The following is a 16622-nucleotide window of genomic DNA, read 5'->3' as shown; positions in this document are numbered from 1 at the left end:
CGAGATTTTTCATATCAAGTGTTAATTTTATTCATAAAAACTCATTGATTTCTCACCGCACTTTTCGCCTTTATCCGCCCTTTGCTTTCAAGTATAATGGCGTCATTTTTTCATCACATTTAATATTCAAGATTATGAGCAGTCAATTCAATGTAAAAACATTCCAAGGTATGATCCTCGCCCTGCAAGATTATTGGGCAAAGCAAGGTTGCACTATTGTTCAGCCCTTTGATATGGAAGTGGGGGCAGGCACGTCCCACCCGATGACCGCATTGCGTGCGTTAGGTCCGGAGCCAATGGCATTTGCTTATGTTCAACCTTCTCGTCGCCCGACTGATGGTCGTTACGGAGAGAACCCAAATCGCTTACAACATTATTATCAATTCCAAGTGGTGATTAAACCTTCACCGGATAATATTCAAGAATTGTATTTAGGCTCGCTCGAAATGCTTGGTTTTGATCCAACTAAAAACGATATCCGTTTTGTCGAAGATAACTGGGAAAACCCGACTCTTGGGGCTTGGGGTTTGGGTTGGGAAGTGTGGTTGAACGGAATGGAAGTGACTCAATTCACTTATTTCCAACAAGTGGGAGGTTTGGAATGTAAACCGGTAACAGGTGAAGTCACCTATGGTTTAGAACGTTTAGCCATGTATATTCAAGGTGTGGATAGCGTGTACGATCTCGTGTGGTCAGACGGCCCGCTTGGCAAAACCACCTATGGCGATGTATTCCACCAAAATGAAGTGGAACAATCCACCTATAATTTTGAATATGCCAACACGGATTTCTTATTCTACTGTTTCGACCAATATGAAAAAGAAGCACAAGAATTATTGGCACTAGAAAAACCATTACCGTTGCCGGCTTATGAACGTATTTTAAAAGCAGCACACAGTTTTAACTTGCTTGATGCCCGCAAAGCGATTTCGGTGACTGAACGCCAACGTTATATTTTACGTATTCGAGCTTTAACCAAAGGGGTGGCGGAAGCCTATTATGCTAGCCGTGAGGCTTTAGGTTTCCCTGGTTGTAAAAAATAACCCGAAAAATGACCGCACTTTAAATATTTATGTAGTAGGAGATAAGAATGACCGATTACCAATATCCAAAAGACATTTACACGGAAGCTGAGCCTGATGTCAACACCTTAGCTAATCTTGGACCTTTAACCGGTATGGCGGGGATTTGGGAAGGCAAACGTGGATTGGATATCAATCCAAAAGCAGAAGGTGCGGAGAAAGATCCCTATATCGAACGTATTGAATTACAACCCATTGATGCCCAAACGAACGGCCCTCAACTTTTTTATGGTTTACGCTATCACACCCGCATTGTTCAACCAAATGAAGTGGAAACCTTTCACGATCAAGTGGGGTATTGGTTATGGGAACCGGCAACGGGCAATATTCTCTTTACCTTAAGTATTCCACGTGGGCAAACGCTCATGGCAACGGGCAATGCACCGGCGGATGCAAAAGAATTTACGGTGAAAGCAGTGCGGGGTTCGCTCACCAACGGCATTATTTCCAATCCGTTTATCGAGCAAAATTTCACTACTGAAAGCTATACCATTAAGGTGAAAATCAACGATGATGGCACCTGGTCTTATGAGCAAGATACGGTGATGATTATTCCAAACTATGATGAACCTTTCCATCATACGGATCGTAACCGTTTAACCAAAATTGCAGAAGCCACGTCAAATCCAACAGCACTGGCAGCACAATCTGAATAATGTTTTAAATAAGGTGTCATGTTGATGATGAAACAATTTCTTACAAAAATTTCTCGAAATTTAACCGCACTTTGTTGCCTTTTGATCTGTATTAATGAGGCGGGGGCGAGTGAACAGAATGATTTATCATTAAATGCTTATACGTTGGATAAAGTGTTGATTTTCAGCCGCCACGGATTACGTTCTCCGGTCGAAAAAGACCCAGAGGAAATGGCAAAATATTCACCTTATTCGTGGGCAAAATGGGATGTCCCTTCAGGTTATCTCACAGCGAAAGGGACGATTCTGGAAACTTATTTTGGTCAATATTTGGGACAATGGCTGAAACAAAATGGCTTGCTTACCGCAGAACGTTGCGCCAGCGGCGAAGGGATTTTTGCTTACGCCAATAGTGTTCAGCGAACAATTGCCACCGGGCAGGCTCTTATTGCAGGAGCTTTTGCCGGTTGCCATGTACCACTGCAACATCAAGGTGAGATTGGTCGAGGCAAAGATCCTGTTTTTCACGCACAGGCACGAAATCCTGATATCACATTGATTGAGTTTGCTAAAAAGAATATTGATTTAGTTGCCTTACAGCAAAAACTTGCACCAAACTATGCCTTATTAAGCGAATTAATTGACTATAAACATTCACCGAACTGTTTGCAAAAAGGCGATTGTGATTTAGGCGGGAAGCAAGGCGAATATAGTATTCAAGAGGGGAAATCTGTACGAATCACAGGTTCTATCAGCACGGCAAAAAAAATCGTGAGTAGTTTATTGCTCGCTCATTATGTAGGTAAGTCGCCAAACGAGATTGCAAACGGCAACATTGACAGTGCGCAAAAATGGCAGGCGATTAATGAAATCAAAAATGAATATTATCGAACCCTATTTAAAAATAATCGGGAACTGGCTCAGAATGTTGCTTACCCACTGTTGCAATTTATTCAGCAACAGTTAAATAGCGAAAATAAAATCAGTCTTTTAGTGGGGCATGATTCCAATATCGTCGCTTTACTTGCAGCTCTTGGTGTGGAGCCTTATGAATTGGAAAACTCTTTGGAAAATATCCCTATCGGCGGAAAATTGATGTTTGAAGTGTGGAAACATCACTCAAGTGGTAAACGTCAGTTCCGCTTAGAATATGTTTATCAAACCACAGAGCAGTTAATTAATCTTACGCCGTTAAGTTTATCTACACCGCCTAATCGTACACGACTTACCTTGGCAGATTGTTCACCTGATGATGAAGGCTTATGCGACTATGAGCGTTTCCAACAGGTCCTGCAGGATAGTTTAAAGGTGAAAACAGAGAAATGATGAAAAAAAACCTAAGTGCGGTTGTTTTTGTCTGTGTTTTAAGTGCCTGTAGCCAAACACCTCAAACAACACAAATAGTTGAAAAGCGGGATATGTATGGTTGCTTAGTTTCTTCAGGAGAGTATTTTTCTTATGATAAACAGAAATGTGTATCACGCAGCGAAGAACATTATAAGAAAATGGGTTCACTAAGAAAAAAGAATATGGTACGCCACCAATAGTGTTGGAAGAGAAAATCGGTGATTATGAGCCTGATTATCAAGGAAAAGATACATTACGAGATGCCGAGTTTTACAGTGATGTGATTTTAGTAATGATATGACTAATGCATGAAATTGAGGCGGTAATTGAACAGATTCATTCGTTTTTGGAAATGAGGGCAAATCTCCCTCATTCTTCTTCACGAAAGAGGGAGAGGGGAGATTGGCAGAAGTGAAAACAAAAAATAGTAATTTTAACCCACGGAATTTTTAGATAAGAGATAAAACAATGACAACCCAAAACTTCCTAGTAGAAATCGGCACGGAAGAGCTGCCGCCAAAAGCTCTGAAAACATTAGCCACTGCCTTTGCAGATAACGTACAGGCAGAATTAAATCAAGCAGGCTTAGAATTTGATAAAATCGAATGGTTTGCGGCACCACGCCGCTTGGCGGTGAAAGTGTTGGCACTTGCCACACAGCAGCCGAGCAAAGAAATTGAAAAACGTGGGCCTGCGGTATCCGCAGCATTTGATGCCGAAGGCAAACCGACCAAAGCAGCTGAAGGCTGGGCGCGTGGTTGTGGGATTACGGTGGATCAAGCGGAACGCCTTGCGACAGATAAAGGTGAATGGCTGGTTCATCGGGCAAAAATTGAGGGGCAGCCGACTAAAAATTTGCTTGGTGAGATTGTGGCGAACGCTTTAGCAAAATTGCCTATTCCAAAACCAATGCGTTGGGCAGATAAAACAGTACAATTTATTCGCCCCGTTCATACTGTTACCATGTTGCTTGGCGATGAACTCATCGAAGGTGAAATTTTAGGTGTGGCAAGCGGTCGTACTATTCGTGGTCATCGTTTTTTAGGAGAGCGTGAGTTTGAAATTCAACATGCCGATCAATATCCACAATTATTGCGTGAAAAAGGTTCGGTGATTGCCGATTTCAACGAGCGGAAAGCGGAAATTTTGGCAAAATCTCAAGAAAAAGCGACCGCACTTGGTGGCGTAGCTGATATTGAAGAAGATTTGCTTGATGAAGTGACGTCATTAGTTGAATACCCGAATGTATTAACGGCAAAATTTGAAGAGCGTTTCCTTGCGGTGCCGGCGGAAGCTTTGGTTTATACCATGAAAGGCGACCAAAAATATTTCCCAATTTATGATAAAGAGGGCAAATTATTACCGCACTTTATTTTTGTATCCAACATCAATCCTGAAGATCCAAGTGCAATCATTGAAGGAAACGAAAAAGTGGTTCGCCCACGTTTAACGGATGCGGAATTCTTCTTTAAAACCGATTTAAAACAAAAATTGGTGGATCGCTTACCACGTTTGGAAACCGTATTGTTCCAACAACAACTTGGTACATTGCGTGATAAAACCGCTCGAATTGAGCAACTTGCCGGTGAAATTGCTAAACAAATTGGCGCAGATGAAACCAAAGCGAAACGTGCAGGCTTGCTCTCCAAGTGTGATTTAATGACCAATATGGTGTTTGAGTTTACCGATACTCAAGGTGTGATGGGAATGCACTATGCTCGCCACGATGGGGAAGATGAAGAAGTGGCAGTAGCGTTAAACGAACAATATATGCCACGTTTTGCCGGTGATGCATTACCAAAATCTTTGGTGGCAAGTGCGGTTGCTTTAGCGGATAAATTTGACACGCTCACAGGGATCTTTGGTATCGGACAAGCACCAAAAGGCAGTGCCGACCCGTTTGCCTTACGTCGTGCGGCATTGGGTGCATTACGCATTATCGTAGAGAAAAATTTACCTCTTGATCTTGAAGATTTAGTGCAAAAATCGACCGCACTTTTTGGCGATAAACTCACCAATAAAAATGTGATTGAGGATGTGGTTGATTTTATGCTCGGGCGTTTCCGTGCGTGGTATCAAGATGAAGGCATTGCCGTGGATGTGATTCAAGCTGTATTGGCTCGCCGCCCAACCCGCCCGGCTGATTTCGATGCCCGTGTGCGTGCGGTATCTCATTTCCGCACTTTAGATTCTGCAGAAGCCTTAGCCGCGGCAAATAAACGTGTGGCAAATATTCTTGCCAAAGCGGATATTACTATCGGTGAGATTAATTTAAATGCTTGTGTTGAGCCGGCGGAAAAAAACTTAGCTGAAGCCGTATTGGCATTGAAAACCGAAGTTCAGCCGTTAATCGCTCAAGGTGAATATACGAATGTGTTGGATAAACTTGCCAACTTGCGTACACCAGTGGACAATTTCTTTGACAATGTGATGGTGAACGCAGAAGATCCTGCATTACGCCACAACCGTTTGGCGATCCTGAACACGTTACAAAGCTTATTCTTACAAGTAGCGGATATTTCAGTGCTTCAATAATTGAGTATAAGGGTGGTTGTTTTTTCAGCGACCATCCCTTTCCTTATAGACTTCAACAGATTATTTCTCTATAATCACCGCACTTTCCCCCCTTAGCTCAGTCGGTTAGAGCAGGCGACTCATAATCGCTTGGTCACTGGTTCAAGTCCGGTAGGGGGGACCAAACGGACCTTTCTCCTCTTATTTCCTCTTACGTTTTCATAAACTAAACCCTTATAAATACTAGCCTCAACGCCATTTTACTTTATTTCTTTATACGTTTTCTTACGAGTTTATACGTTTACAGCAATGTTTTTTAGTAGTACATTTAGTAGTACGTTTTAGAAAGAGTAAATTTGCGTACTACTAAAACGCTCAAAACCCAATCAATACAAGACTTGAAAACACTTTGAATCGTACTACTAAACCGATTTTTCGTACTACTAAAACTCAAATAGACCTACTACTAAAACTCAAAAAATATGGCAAGAATAACGAAACCTTTGACAAATACCGAAATAGAGCGAGCAAAGGTAAGTAAAAAAGACTATAAGCTGCTTGATGGTGGCGGTCTTTATTTAAGTGTAAAATCTACTGGCTCAAAACTATGGCGGTTTAATTATTACAAGCCTCATACCCACCCACCTAAGCGAACAGAAATTAGCTTGGGTAGATACCCCGATATTTCTTTATCACAAGCACGCAAGGTCAGAGATGAATTTTTATCATTGCTTGCACAAAATATCGATCCGCAACAATATCGGCAACAGCAAAGCGCAGAAGAGCAAGAACGGCTAATAAATACCTTGTTTGCCGTGGCGGAGAAATGGAAGGAAAAGAAAGCGGATGAAGTTCAACCCAAGACACTTGAGAAGAATTGGGGACGACTTGAAAAGCACTTATTCCCAAAGCTGGGCAATATGCCGGTATCTGCTATCACACCTAAGTTAGTCATTGAAACATTAGCCCCACTCAAGGAGCGTGGCATAAATGACACTCTTCAACGGGTGATCCGTTTACTTAATGAAATTCTAAATTTTGCCGTAAATGGTGGCTTGATTGAGTTTAATAAGTGCGTGAATGTGGCATCAAGTTTTAGTGCGCCCACCAGCGAGAACAATCCCACTATCCGCCCTGAATTATTGCCTGAATTTCTTTCTGATTTACGGGATAGCAACAGCTCAATGCAAGTAAAGCTATTAATCAAATGGCAACTATTAACCATGGTGCGCCCTAAAGAATCATCGAGTGCTGAATGGGCGGAAATTGATTTTAATCAAAGACTATGGGTGATACCCGCTGAGAAGATGAAAGGCGGTAAGCGTGGTCATATTGTCCCGTTATCTACCCAAGCTATGCGACTATTGGACAAGATGAAAAAACTCACTGCCGGCGAAAAATATATTTTTCAAAGTGAGATGAAAGCCAATCAAGCAATGAACCCACAAACCGCAAATAGGGCGATCAAATTAATCGCTGGTGGCAAATATGCCGGCAAGCTCACCGCCCACGGTTTACGCAGTATTGCCAGCACTTATCTAAATGAGCAGTTGATTAACTATGATGTAGTAGAGGCTTGTTTATCTCATATCATCGCCGACCAAACCCGAAAAGCCTACAACCGTTCCGATTATTTAGAGCAGCGTGTAGAGGTTATGCAGCTATGGGGCGACTATGTAGAACGTTGTTCTTTGTCGGTGGTGGATATTTAGAAAAGTGCGGTTGATATTTGCTACATTTTACTACTTTAATTTACTGTATAAAAACACATTGAAACACATAAAAACGTATGAGAAAATAAGAATCAGTAAAAACTAACAAGCCGAACAGGTGCGACTAGGCGGGGCGTAATTAACCAAGCTGAAAGATAGTAACCCTTATTGCTATTTGTCGCACTTCCTCAAATAAGGGCAACGTTAAGGGGCGTTTATGAGTATTAGTAACTCTTATTTAGTTCTTAATGATAAAAATATTCAACGACTACAAAATTTCAATTTAGACATAGATAATATTTTTACTTTTTCAAGAAATGGTGACTTAAATTTATACTTTAGGGCGGAAAAGATTTTATCGGAAATAAAAACTGAATTTAACCAATTTTTTTATCTAAGTGGATTTGTAAACTGTAACTCAAAAGACAGAACTTACGAGAAATTTTTCAGCGTGGCTGATTATAATATAGACATAAAGCACCAACCAACTGAGCTTGGGGGAAATATTTATCGCGATAATAATGACTTAAAAATGATCCAATTTGAAGGCTTTATTCAAATACCTAATAGAGTGATTAACGAAAGCGAACAGAAGATTTTACTGGATGAATATTCCTCATATAAATTTTTAGGAAATGAAAATGGTTATCCAAATACAGATTTTATTTTAAATTTTTCTTTTCCTAAGCGTAATTTAGAAATTCCAATTCGTAATACTTATATTTTGGCTAATGATATTTTAAAACTGGCAGAGATGAAATTAATCACAATTCCTAACCCAAAATATAATAATGATAAAGACCGTATCATAGAAGAACTACAAACAAAAATCACCGAGCTTGAAAACCAATTACAGGCGCAGCAAAGTGCGGTCAATTCCCAAGAAGTTTTACCTGTAAGCAATCTTGAAAACTATAATCCAACGGAGCGAGAAACGCATTTATTAATGATTGACGCAATGGCGAAATTACTCACAAATCAAAACTTTAATGTGAATAAATATATCAGAGGTAAAAATATCAACAAAAAACAAATTAGCGAGGATATAACAGAGCATATCACGAAAGTTTTGAACACACCGGAAACAACCATAAGATCAGCAGAAACAATCAGAAAACGACTTAATGAGGCTTTAAAACTTAATGAATAGGCGGATTAATTCCGCTTTTTTTCTTGCCTGTAAAAAACTTACCAAATTTTTTATAACTTACCAAAATTCAGCCAACCCAATCTCCACAAGGGTTTATCTCACTTACCAAAATAACTTACCAACAATTTTTGGTAACTTACCACCCCTACAAATCTTTCAATAGTTTAATGATTGCGTTCAAAAACAAACCTCAACACAGGAGAACGCAAGAATGGAAACATTAAACAAAGACCAATCTATCACCCCTTCAACAAAACAGCTTTTAGATCTTGAAGATGTAAGAGCCATTACCGGCTTTTCAGCCACCACCATTTACAAGCACGTGAAAGGCGGCATTTTTCCGCAGCCGAAAAAGTGTGGCCGTTCTACTCGTTGGCGGTTAGCCGACATTCAAGCCTATATCAATTCATAAGGCGACATTATGGAAACCATCAACACGACAGATACCCACGAACAACGTCTTTTTATTCTGCAGTGTTTACGCAAGAAAGAACACAGTACACACGAATTAAGAGCCAAAGGGATTTACTACCCACCGGCACGAATCAAGGAACTACGGGATAAAGGTTATGTGATTGATACCTTCTACCGAGATGAAACCGACAGCACAGGCTTAACACACCGAGTAGGCGTTTATGTATTACACCAAAATGAAGTGAGCTAAAAAGAGGGGAAATTTAACGAATGAGACAAAACAAAAAGCCCCGAATCACACCAAGCCAAGATTCAGGGCTAATCACACCGCCAAAAGCGGAACAACGACGAAATTCTATCAGATTTCCATTTGTGAGCAATCTATTTACACAAATCAGCATAGGAGGAAGCATGAGCGAACAAGGAGCGGATAAATACGGGGAAAACATTTCAAGCGGGATTAAGTGCTTTTTATTGATGTTAGGCGCAGGCGGATTTGTCGCTTTGATTTTGTGGCAATTACCCAATTTAGCCAATTTTATTTTAGCCATTAAAGGCTAATCAAAATCCTTAATTTAACAACCATAGAGCGATTTTCACAATGAACAATGCAATGACGCCAACCCAAGAGAAAAAACAACACAGTGCAACGCTGGCGGGCATTGAAGAGATGATTAGCCGTATTGAGGCATTTTCAAGTTCAGCCGTTACCGGCAAGGCATCAACTCTTAACCCTGACGGCACAAAAACACCGATGCAGCCGAATGAAGTGTTTGACCTGATTAATGAGATGGCCAACCTTGCCTTAATGGATATTCAAGCCTTACGCCAAGAATTTGAAAGACTGACCACCAGCAATAAAAAACGAGGTGAATTAGTTTATTTGCCGTTGGTGGACGTTAAGGGAGATTTAACCCAATGACCGAACAAGTAAACAGCACTCAAGAAAATGACAGCCAAGAAAAGCCAACATTGCAACAAGCGAGGGAATATTTAGAACGGATTATTTCCATTGCCGACAATATGGCGAAAGGCACACCGCTAAAAAGCGATATTACAGACAAGGAAATGTGGGCAACTATCCACCGGCACTTAGGCAATGTAGATCGCTTGATTGAAATTGCACAAGAGCAGTTAAGGGAGGTTTAAAGCAATGAGTTACGGGCGAGCCATACGGGAAGAGTTTGCGAAAACCTATGCACGGATTGGCAATGCAACCCACGCTTTAAAGTCGGTTTTAGGTGAAGAGCGTGCGGCAAGAATGAAACCTCACACGTTACGAGCCAAAGCCAGTGAATTGTTTAACGACTACCGCACACAGGCTTTAATCGAGTTTGAGAAGGCAGAAATGCTATCACGTCGGGAAAGATTGCCACGTTACAGAAAACCCACAGTAAGAACGGATTTAATGACTGATGAGGCGCGAAAGGTTTTTCAAAATGAACGCTCCCAACACTATGACCCACTGGCAGAGATTAAGGCATTACACCAACAGTTACTAAGCCGAGTGAGTAAGAAAATGCGGCGTGCTTTACGGGGGAAAAGGTAAATAAAGATCCACTCTGAAAACACTAAGAAAACCCCAAGAAGCGATCCGTAATTGATACCAAAACGATCCGCAAACCAACGTATTTTTAAGGAAGATCCCCCAATAAAACTTCACTTTCAAAGGATAAATTGAAATGAAATGCGCCATTGCAAAACACAATGATTTACTGCTGAAACAAGCAATTCAACACTACCGGAAATCATCAACGATATTCACGTTTTTAAGCCTATACAGCGACTTTGAGCCTTATCCAATAGATGAGGTGGTGGACGTACTAAAACTCAAAATACACAGCTTAGAGAGTGAATTAGAGCCGTGGCGAAAATTGGGCCGAGAGCATGAAACCTTAGAAACCCAGCTTTACGCCTTGAAAAAACAGCTAAAACGAATGGAACAACGACAAGGAGAAATGAAAAATGAACACTAACCAAGCAAAAACCGAAATTACTGCCCTACTTGCTCACCCTTTGAATTTATTTGAGGGCGTAGAGGGAATTAATGCCCGAGATGTACACCGACTTTTGAAAGTGGGCCGTGATTATTCAAACTGGATTAAAGCCCGAATTAAACAAGCCGGATTTATTGAAAATCAAGATTTTGTAATTGTGCAAAATATCGCCATTGGTTCGCCAAAATTGGCGAGCCAAAAAGGCGGGAATAATAAACCTATCATTGATTACATCATCACCCTAGACACCACCAAACACCTTTGCTTGATGGAGAAAAACGAAATCGGGCGAGCTATCCGCCAGCACTTTATCGAGGCAGAGAAACAGCTCAAACAGGTTGCGCCAAAGGTTTATAAAAACACTTTAGCCAAAACCCAAGCAAGGTTAGAAGCTATTGACCATAACCGAGAAATGACGGACGCAATCCAAGCCTATTATCAACGCCAAGGAAAAGCCCTAAAACCGCACCATTTCAGCATTAATCATGAACTGGTAGATAGCCTTGTCTTAGGTGAGAACGTGCGCCAGTGGAAAGCTAAGCACGGAATTTTAGGCAGAGTGCGAGATAGTTTTAATGTGAATCAGATGACTTTACTCAAACTCTTATTAAAAACCAATGCAAGCCTTATCAATTTAGATATGCCGTATCAAGAACGCAAGGCACAGTTGCAGAAATTAAGCCAACGTTATTTAAGCGAGCAGTTGGCGGCATAGGGGAAAGAAAAGAATGGCAAGAAAAAAGCCCCGAATAACCAACCATTCAGAGCTTTCAATTCCGCACAGTGAGAACAGAACCGAGCCAAATTACAGCATTGTGCGATTTATTAGCAACTTATTAGCAACAGTGAGTATAGGGGGAAATATGAGTGAAAACGGCGCAGATAAAGCAGGATTAGAAATATCCGCAGGCTTAAAATTCTTTTTTAAGTCTTGTGGCGTGGGCGTTGCTATAGCTTTTTTTCTATGGTTATCACCCGATTTTCTAAAAGCATTATCGGATTTTATCTTAACGTTAAAAAACAACTAAACCTAAATTCATAAATTTACCGCTTGACACTTTCCCACGATAGGCATAGAGTAAAAAGGCAGTCTGAAAAAGAGATTGCCGAGCGTAGGAAACTCGAAAATTTAGCAATTGGCGAACAGTAACACGCCTTTGAACCGTGTTATTTTTGTTTGTAGCACCCACACACCTAAAATAAGCCAATAGGCTTGTTCTCAATGGTAGTGTAACGGGCAGCCGAAAGGCTGATCGCTTTCCAATTGTGGCGATATTTCCTACCCCGTTACGCTACCGCCCAAACCGTAGGAAAGTTTAGCGGTAGTTTCCAAATTTAACAATTGGAGCTATCATCAATGATCTATCTATTCTGTGGCATTTCACGCCAACACTACGACAAAACCAAACTTACCCTTTTACGCGTAACCGCAGAAACCTACGCGAAAGCCTATCAATTCTTTGCACGGGATTATGTATTAATATCAATAGGACAAATCAACCCGAAACATCATTCTATTGCTCGCTCACCTTTAGCTATGGAGGTGAACAATGCTTAAACATAACGCTATTCAAAATATTTTATTTGAAAAAGTCGATAGAGACGACACCACCAAAGAAAGCCTAGAGGCTATCCGCAATGAAAGCGAATATCTTTGCGAATCGATTGAATATGGGTTATTTGCCGTAGGCAAGATGATGGAACACTTAGGCATTTTTGCTGATGAGAAAGAGCAGAATTTTAACGACCAAGCCTTAAACAATGCCACCGTGAGACACTTAGGCGGATTAATCCAAGCGAACGCTTATCTTCTCAATGCGTTACGAGATAGTGCAGGCAATGCCGAATTTCACCTTAGCAATATGAAGGGAGGCAAAGGCAATGAATAACGTCACCCTACACTATCAAGACGGGCGCACGTTTATTTGTGCGGAAGGCGTCACCCTTGCACGGGCAGAAAAAATCAAAGCCTACGTTGAATCAAACAGAGATGATTTTAGCTACCGTGATGTTGTGGCGGTGGAAATTAAGCACACAGGGGGAAATGATGAAACCCACTAACCCGATGAAACAGCTTGAGCAATGGAAAGCAAACCACCAGCAAGAGAAAATCAATCGTTTTGTCCGTGAAATGAATCAGACCGATAGCCGGTCTCCTCAAATTAAGGAAACCCCAAAAACGCAACAGGAAACGCAAGAAACGACTAAAGGAAAAGGCAAGGGGAAATTATCACTTACTCCCCTCGCGTTCGCCTATGCGCAAATTAACCGCCAATTTCAGCTGATTTTAGAGAGTAACAAGCGATGTTTGGACGTTTACCCCGATAACTTCCACCACAAGCTAAAAATGCGGTCGGAAATGGCGGATTTAGTGGAACGGTTAAAGGCGGGTGGAAAGTTATTTAATGCGCTGGCGAAATCCCAAGGTGCAAACCTCACAAAAGACAATGCCGGCACGTTGAAAGACTTCAATCAAGCCAACGGCTATTTGATTTATAAATTCAATGAGGTGATTGAACAAATAGACCGGCTCAATATCGAGCGCGTTGAAAATGAGAAGTTGCAAGGGGTATCGAATGAGTAAGGTAAATTATCAAGTTGTCGGATATAGCCAACAAAAGCCCATCATACTCGGTACGGTAAGCAGTCTGGCGGAAGCGTTAAGCCTATCAGAAAAAGCCTTGAATGATGAAGTCTATCAAGCGGTGGTGATTAAAAAACAAGGGGTAAGCAATGGCTAAAACAACAAAATCTAATCCTTCACAAGAAAAGTTAGATTGGTCGGACTATTCCGAACAGGAGAAAGAGGCGTTAGCCTGTGCTATGGAAGATAAAGCGATGGCATTTTCTGCCCTGTTTTCACTTTTTGACACCATGAGGGAGACACTTATTCCCGTTGATACCGAGATGAAAGGCTATGATGACTATCTGCGTGCGGTGGTGGCTGATTGTCATTATGTGGAGAAATGGCTAATTCAATCAATGCCGGCACGCAAAGGCGTTCACAATGTAGATGATGTGTTGGCGAATTTAAGTGCAGAAGAAATCCAGCAAGATTTAATGAAATTCACTGTATTAGGCTTTCTGCGCGCCAATATCGCTTTAATATCTCAAGAAGCACAGATTGCCCTTGCTCAAATAGAAAAGCGCACAGCGAGTGAAACAGGAGGGCAACAATGGCTAAACTAAAAAACGCCCCTTTTGTGAAAGTCCAAGACCAAACAGGCGAAACAGAAATCACGATTTGCTTAGGCTTGCAGGCGTGGGAGATTGCCAAGCATATTGATGAATCGGGTAAAAGTGCGGTTGAAATCGACCTTGAAAATGCCTTAGGCGAAAACGCCCGTAAATCGCCTTGTGTGGTGGTGGACGATAAAGCCTTAGAATCTATTGAATCATTGCGAATTGCCCCGAAAAACGCCCGTTATGTTCGTTTAATTCGGGCAAATGGTGGCAATGCGTTAGACACGGAAGTTTTAGAAGCGGTTTATTTGAATCTTGCCACACATACGGCAGCCGAAAATGTGATGTATTGTGATGAAGCCTTGCAGATGATTGAAGATGTAAGCCGATATATTCAGCGCATACGCAAGGGCGAAACTTATCACGGTGAAATTCAGCTCATTTGCGAATCAACCCGAGATAATCATCAACCTTACACCGAAAAACGCAAGGAAAACGGCATAGCGGGGCTTTTTAGGGTTGTTCCGAAGTTAGACAAAGACACCGGCGAAATGGTCGATAAATGCGAATGGCTGGCGGATTGTGTGGATGTAGTGGGCGTAGGCATTTCCGAAAGTGATTACTTTTCTATGCTCTCTTTCCAAGCGCAGGGCAAAACCGAACCGACTTTAATCGCTCTCCCGTGGGCGGAAATTGGTGAGCGTGCGGGCTGGCAACTGCTCAAGCAAAAGGGCGTTAGGCTCACCAATAGCCAACGTTTGAAACCGCACCTCGCGGATTATCTCCAAGATACACAAGACAAGCCGATTTATCAGATTGTGAATGAAACAGGCTGGCAGGCGGATTTTAACGCGTATATTTTGCCGAATGGTGAAGTGTTGGGGAAACCGAATCAGCCCGTTTACTTCAACAACAAATCAGCCACCACCGCAGGCTATCAAGCCAAAGGCACGTTAAGCGACTGGCAACAAGAAATCGGGCAATATCTCGAAGGCAATCATTCTATGATGTTGGGTGTGGCGTGTTCGTTGGCTGCGCCTTTGATTGGCTTGATTGGGGCGGAAAGTTTTGGCGTTCACCTGTTCGGAAAATCCAGCGCAGGGAAAACCACGATAGCCAATATTGCCAGTTCAATTTATGGCGAGCCTGATTTAATCCGGTTATCATGGAACGGCACCAGCCTAGGCTTAATTAACGAGGCAGCCGCACGAAATGACGGCTTTATTCCCCTTGATGAAATCGGACAAGGGGCAAGTAAAAAGCACGTAGAACAGACCGCTTACGCGTTATTTAATGGCGTAGGGAAAATCCAAGGGGCAAAGGAAGGCGGAAACCGAGAGCTAAACCGCTGGCGCATTCTTGCCTTTTCCACCGGTGAGCAAGATTTAGAGTTATATCTCAAACAGGACAACATCAGAACCAATGCGGGGCAATTAGTGCGCTTGTTAAATATCCCTATTCAGCCCGCCAGTACGTTTTATCATTTTGGCAATGGTAAAGCCCATGCAGACCATTTAAATGCCATGACAAAGCGTTATTATGGCGCAATGGGCAAAGCGTGGATTATGTGGCTATTGGAAAATAAACAAGCGGTGGTGGCTGAATATCAACGTTATGCGGAGCAATGGCAAGCAATGCTACCCAATGACGCCAGTCCACAGGTTAAACGGGTGGCAGGTCGATTTGCCATACTGGAAACTGCCCTACAACTGGCAAGCCCTTTTACTGGTTGGAAAACTGCGGAAAATCAGACCGCACTTTTACACAGTTTTAATGAATGGGTGAACGAGTACGGGCTACATTCAAGGGAAGAAAAACAGATTATTGAACAGGTGAATGGATGGTTATTGCGAAATGGCGCAAGGTTTATTGAATTTCCCTTTAATCATAACCAACAAGAGCCGAGAGATACGGCAGGTTATCGCCAGCTTGCCGACAGCAAAGAACCCCAAGAAAGCGATCGATATTGGGTTTTCCCACAGGTTTATCTTGAAGATGTTATCAAAGGTTTTAATGAGAAACAGGCAAGTGAAATCTTATTGGGTGCGGGAATGTTGATTCAAGGTAAAGATAAGGGGCGTAAATATCTAAATCGACTTCCGAGAACAATGAGCGGGGGGAAAACTATCCGATGTTATGTACTGGAAATCTTAAACGAGGACGAGGAAAGCGAAGAAACGGAATAAAAAGCCCATTTTGAAAGGTACGGACTATCAAATAACAAAGAGCAGATCAGAAATGATTTGCTCTTTTTTTATCCATCAACGAAAAATGAATGAAAAAATTTTTTCCGTGTGTAGATGAATTAAAAAATAGTGGACACACTGGACACAAAACTAAGCAAATATAAATATATCAATATCTTATAAAAAATAGCGTGTCCAAATTACCCCTTTTTGTGTCCAAAAATAGCCTTTCTGTGTCCAATTTCAGGGCTTTTGTGTCCAGTCAAAAAATAAGCATTTTTCTCCCGTGTCCAGTTTGTGTCCAGCCGTGTCCAGTGCATTGGACACAAAAACGTTCCTTAACTCCTTGATTTTAAAAGCTGTGTCCAGTGTGTCCACTGTGTCCAGCATTTTTCTATTATA

23 protein-coding genes and 1 tRNA gene are annotated in these 16622 nt (G+C 41.7%); all 24 read left to right on the top strand.

Annotated features, from left to right (window positions below):
* Positions 1-134 precede the first annotated feature (134 nt).
* A complete protein-coding gene (gene glyQ / locus E4T92_RS01875; protein ID WP_018356390.1) occupies positions 135-1043 on the top strand; it encodes a glycine--tRNA ligase subunit alpha in 909 nt (302 codons plus the stop codon).
* A 47-nt stretch (positions 1044-1090) separates the two neighbouring features.
* Complete coding sequence (locus E4T92_RS01870; protein WP_135093196.1) at positions 1091-1738, top strand: heme-binding beta-barrel domain-containing protein; 648 nt, start codon at positions 1091-1093, stop codon at positions 1736-1738.
* A 27-nt stretch (positions 1739-1765) separates the two neighbouring features.
* On the top strand, positions 1766-3043 hold the full coding sequence (locus E4T92_RS01865; protein ID WP_135093252.1) for a histidine-type phosphatase: 1278 nt from the start codon (positions 1766-1768) through the stop codon (positions 3041-3043).
* The gene (locus tag E4T92_RS01860; protein WP_135093195.1) at positions 3040-3264 is read left to right on the top strand and encodes a hypothetical protein; all 225 of its coding nucleotides are present in this window, start codon (positions 3040-3042) and stop codon (positions 3262-3264) included. Before E4T92_RS01865 ends, E4T92_RS01860 begins: the two co-directional genes overlap by 4 nt.
* A gap of 268 nt (positions 3265-3532) precedes the next feature.
* Positions 3533-5599: a glycine--tRNA ligase subunit beta gene (gene glyS / locus E4T92_RS01855; RefSeq protein WP_135093194.1), complete on the top strand. Its 2067-nt coding sequence runs from the start codon at positions 3533-3535 to the stop codon at positions 5597-5599.
* 86 nt (positions 5600-5685) lie between these two features.
* Positions 5686-5762: transfer RNA gene (locus E4T92_RS01850), tRNA-Ile, on the top strand.
* A 319-nt stretch (positions 5763-6081) separates the two neighbouring features.
* Entirely contained in the window at positions 6082-7290 is a 1209-nt protein-coding gene (locus E4T92_RS01845; RefSeq protein WP_348631392.1) for an integrase arm-type DNA-binding domain-containing protein, read from the top strand.
* A gap of 217 nt (positions 7291-7507) precedes the next feature.
* Positions 7508-8440 (top strand): hypothetical protein, encoded by a 933-nt coding sequence (locus E4T92_RS01840; RefSeq protein WP_135093192.1) that lies wholly within the window; start codon positions 7508-7510, stop codon positions 8438-8440.
* A gap of 211 nt (positions 8441-8651) precedes the next feature.
* Positions 8652-8852, top strand: a complete 201-nt coding sequence (locus tag E4T92_RS01835; RefSeq protein ID WP_135093191.1) for a helix-turn-helix domain-containing protein — start codon at positions 8652-8654, stop codon at positions 8850-8852.
* Between the two features lie 9 nt (positions 8853-8861).
* Positions 8862-9104, top strand: a complete 243-nt coding sequence (locus tag E4T92_RS01830) for a helix-turn-helix domain-containing protein (protein ID WP_135093190.1) — start codon at positions 8862-8864, stop codon at positions 9102-9104.
* A 161-nt stretch (positions 9105-9265) separates the two neighbouring features.
* Positions 9266-9415: a hypothetical protein gene (locus E4T92_RS11025; RefSeq protein ID WP_167366614.1), complete on the top strand. Its 150-nt coding sequence runs from the start codon at positions 9266-9268 to the stop codon at positions 9413-9415.
* 40 nt (positions 9416-9455) lie between these two features.
* Positions 9456-9776, top strand: a complete 321-nt coding sequence (locus E4T92_RS01825) for a hypothetical protein (RefSeq protein WP_135093189.1) — start codon at positions 9456-9458, stop codon at positions 9774-9776.
* Entirely contained in the window at positions 9773-10003 is a 231-nt protein-coding gene (locus E4T92_RS01820) for a hypothetical protein (RefSeq protein ID WP_135093188.1), read from the top strand. The genes E4T92_RS01825 and E4T92_RS01820 overlap by 4 nt, the downstream gene beginning before the upstream one ends.
* A gap of 4 nt (positions 10004-10007) precedes the next feature.
* Positions 10008-10403, top strand: coding sequence for a hypothetical protein (locus tag E4T92_RS01815; RefSeq protein WP_135093187.1), 396 nt, complete (start codon positions 10008-10010; stop codon positions 10401-10403).
* Positions 10404-10536: 133 nt separating this feature from the next.
* Positions 10537-10830, top strand: coding sequence for a hypothetical protein (locus tag E4T92_RS01810; protein ID WP_135093186.1), 294 nt, complete (start codon positions 10537-10539; stop codon positions 10828-10830).
* Positions 10820-11566, top strand: a complete 747-nt coding sequence (locus tag E4T92_RS01805; protein WP_135093185.1) for an antA/AntB antirepressor family protein — start codon at positions 10820-10822, stop codon at positions 11564-11566. Before E4T92_RS01810 ends, E4T92_RS01805 begins: the two co-directional genes overlap by 11 nt.
* A 13-nt stretch (positions 11567-11579) precedes the next feature.
* Positions 11580-11879, top strand: a complete 300-nt coding sequence (locus E4T92_RS01800; RefSeq protein WP_135093184.1) for a hypothetical protein — start codon at positions 11580-11582, stop codon at positions 11877-11879.
* A gap of 329 nt (positions 11880-12208) precedes the next feature.
* Positions 12209-12409, top strand: coding sequence for a hypothetical protein (locus E4T92_RS01795; RefSeq protein ID WP_077544090.1), 201 nt, complete (start codon positions 12209-12211; stop codon positions 12407-12409).
* On the top strand, positions 12402-12740 hold the full coding sequence (locus tag E4T92_RS01790) for a hypothetical protein (protein WP_077544089.1): 339 nt from the start codon (positions 12402-12404) through the stop codon (positions 12738-12740). The genes E4T92_RS01795 and E4T92_RS01790 overlap by 8 nt, the downstream gene beginning before the upstream one ends.
* Positions 12733-12912, top strand: a complete 180-nt coding sequence (locus E4T92_RS01785) for a hypothetical protein (protein WP_077544088.1) — start codon at positions 12733-12735, stop codon at positions 12910-12912. Before E4T92_RS01790 ends, E4T92_RS01785 begins: the two co-directional genes overlap by 8 nt.
* Positions 12899-13435, top strand: a complete 537-nt coding sequence (locus E4T92_RS01780) for a hypothetical protein (protein WP_135093251.1) — start codon at positions 12899-12901, stop codon at positions 13433-13435. Before E4T92_RS01785 ends, E4T92_RS01780 begins: the two co-directional genes overlap by 14 nt.
* Positions 13428-13592 (top strand): hypothetical protein, encoded by a 165-nt coding sequence (locus tag E4T92_RS11020; RefSeq protein ID WP_158074617.1) that lies wholly within the window; start codon positions 13428-13430, stop codon positions 13590-13592. The genes E4T92_RS01780 and E4T92_RS11020 overlap by 8 nt, the downstream gene beginning before the upstream one ends.
* On the top strand, positions 13585-14040 hold the full coding sequence (locus E4T92_RS01775) for a hypothetical protein (RefSeq protein ID WP_135093183.1): 456 nt from the start codon (positions 13585-13587) through the stop codon (positions 14038-14040). Before E4T92_RS11020 ends, E4T92_RS01775 begins: the two co-directional genes overlap by 8 nt.
* Positions 14028-16220 (top strand): DUF927 domain-containing protein, encoded by a 2193-nt coding sequence (locus tag E4T92_RS01770; protein WP_135093182.1) that lies wholly within the window; start codon positions 14028-14030, stop codon positions 16218-16220. Before E4T92_RS01775 ends, E4T92_RS01770 begins: the two co-directional genes overlap by 13 nt.
* Positions 16221-16622: the final 402 nt, after the last annotated feature.

It is taken from the genome of Pasteurella sp. WM03 (assembly GCF_004570945.1).
Lineage (GTDB): Bacteria > Pseudomonadota > Gammaproteobacteria > Enterobacterales > Pasteurellaceae > Rodentibacter.
This window is presented reverse-complemented; position numbering and strand designations above follow the sequence as displayed.

What these genes read in the sequence shown, in the direction of transcription:
- glyQ (WP_018356390.1), top strand. Translation starts at nt 135, where the DNA reads ATGAGCAGTCAATTCAATGTAAAAACATTCCAAGGTATGATCCTCGCC.
- E4T92_RS01870 (WP_135093196.1), top strand. Translation starts at nt 1,091, where the DNA reads ATGACCGATTACCAATATCCAAAAGACATTTACACGGAAGCTGAGCCT.
- E4T92_RS01865 (WP_135093252.1), top strand. Translation starts at nt 1,766, where the DNA reads ATGAAACAATTTCTTACAAAAATTTCTCGAAATTTAACCGCACTTTGT.
- E4T92_RS01860 (WP_135093195.1), top strand. Translation starts at nt 3,040, where the DNA reads ATGATGAAAAAAAACCTAAGTGCGGTTGTTTTTGTCTGTGTTTTAAGT.
- glyS (WP_135093194.1), top strand. Translation starts at nt 3,533, where the DNA reads ATGACAACCCAAAACTTCCTAGTAGAAATCGGCACGGAAGAGCTGCCG.
- E4T92_RS01840 (WP_135093192.1), top strand. Translation starts at nt 7,508, where the DNA reads ATGAGTATTAGTAACTCTTATTTAGTTCTTAATGATAAAAATATTCAA.
- E4T92_RS01835 (WP_135093191.1), top strand. Translation starts at nt 8,652, where the DNA reads ATGGAAACATTAAACAAAGACCAATCTATCACCCCTTCAACAAAACAG.
- E4T92_RS01830 (WP_135093190.1), top strand. Translation starts at nt 8,862, where the DNA reads ATGGAAACCATCAACACGACAGATACCCACGAACAACGTCTTTTTATT.
- E4T92_RS11025 (WP_167366614.1), top strand. Translation starts at nt 9,266, where the DNA reads ATGAGCGAACAAGGAGCGGATAAATACGGGGAAAACATTTCAAGCGGG.
- E4T92_RS01825 (WP_135093189.1), top strand. Translation starts at nt 9,456, where the DNA reads ATGAACAATGCAATGACGCCAACCCAAGAGAAAAAACAACACAGTGCA.
- E4T92_RS01820 (WP_135093188.1), top strand. Translation starts at nt 9,773, where the DNA reads ATGACCGAACAAGTAAACAGCACTCAAGAAAATGACAGCCAAGAAAAG.
- E4T92_RS01815 (WP_135093187.1), top strand. Translation starts at nt 10,008, where the DNA reads ATGAGTTACGGGCGAGCCATACGGGAAGAGTTTGCGAAAACCTATGCA.
- E4T92_RS01810 (WP_135093186.1), top strand. Translation starts at nt 10,537, where the DNA reads ATGAAATGCGCCATTGCAAAACACAATGATTTACTGCTGAAACAAGCA.
- E4T92_RS01805 (WP_135093185.1), top strand. Translation starts at nt 10,820, where the DNA reads ATGAACACTAACCAAGCAAAAACCGAAATTACTGCCCTACTTGCTCAC.
- E4T92_RS01800 (WP_135093184.1), top strand. Translation starts at nt 11,580, where the DNA reads ATGGCAAGAAAAAAGCCCCGAATAACCAACCATTCAGAGCTTTCAATT.
- E4T92_RS01795 (WP_077544090.1), top strand. Translation starts at nt 12,209, where the DNA reads ATGATCTATCTATTCTGTGGCATTTCACGCCAACACTACGACAAAACC.
- E4T92_RS01790 (WP_077544089.1), top strand. Translation starts at nt 12,402, where the DNA reads ATGCTTAAACATAACGCTATTCAAAATATTTTATTTGAAAAAGTCGAT.
- E4T92_RS01785 (WP_077544088.1), top strand. Translation starts at nt 12,733, where the DNA reads ATGAATAACGTCACCCTACACTATCAAGACGGGCGCACGTTTATTTGT.
- E4T92_RS01780 (WP_135093251.1), top strand. Translation starts at nt 12,899, where the DNA reads ATGAAACCCACTAACCCGATGAAACAGCTTGAGCAATGGAAAGCAAAC.
- E4T92_RS11020 (WP_158074617.1), top strand. Translation starts at nt 13,428, where the DNA reads ATGAGTAAGGTAAATTATCAAGTTGTCGGATATAGCCAACAAAAGCCC.
- E4T92_RS01775 (WP_135093183.1), top strand. Translation starts at nt 13,585, where the DNA reads ATGGCTAAAACAACAAAATCTAATCCTTCACAAGAAAAGTTAGATTGG.
- E4T92_RS01770 (WP_135093182.1), top strand. Translation starts at nt 14,028, where the DNA reads ATGGCTAAACTAAAAAACGCCCCTTTTGTGAAAGTCCAAGACCAAACA.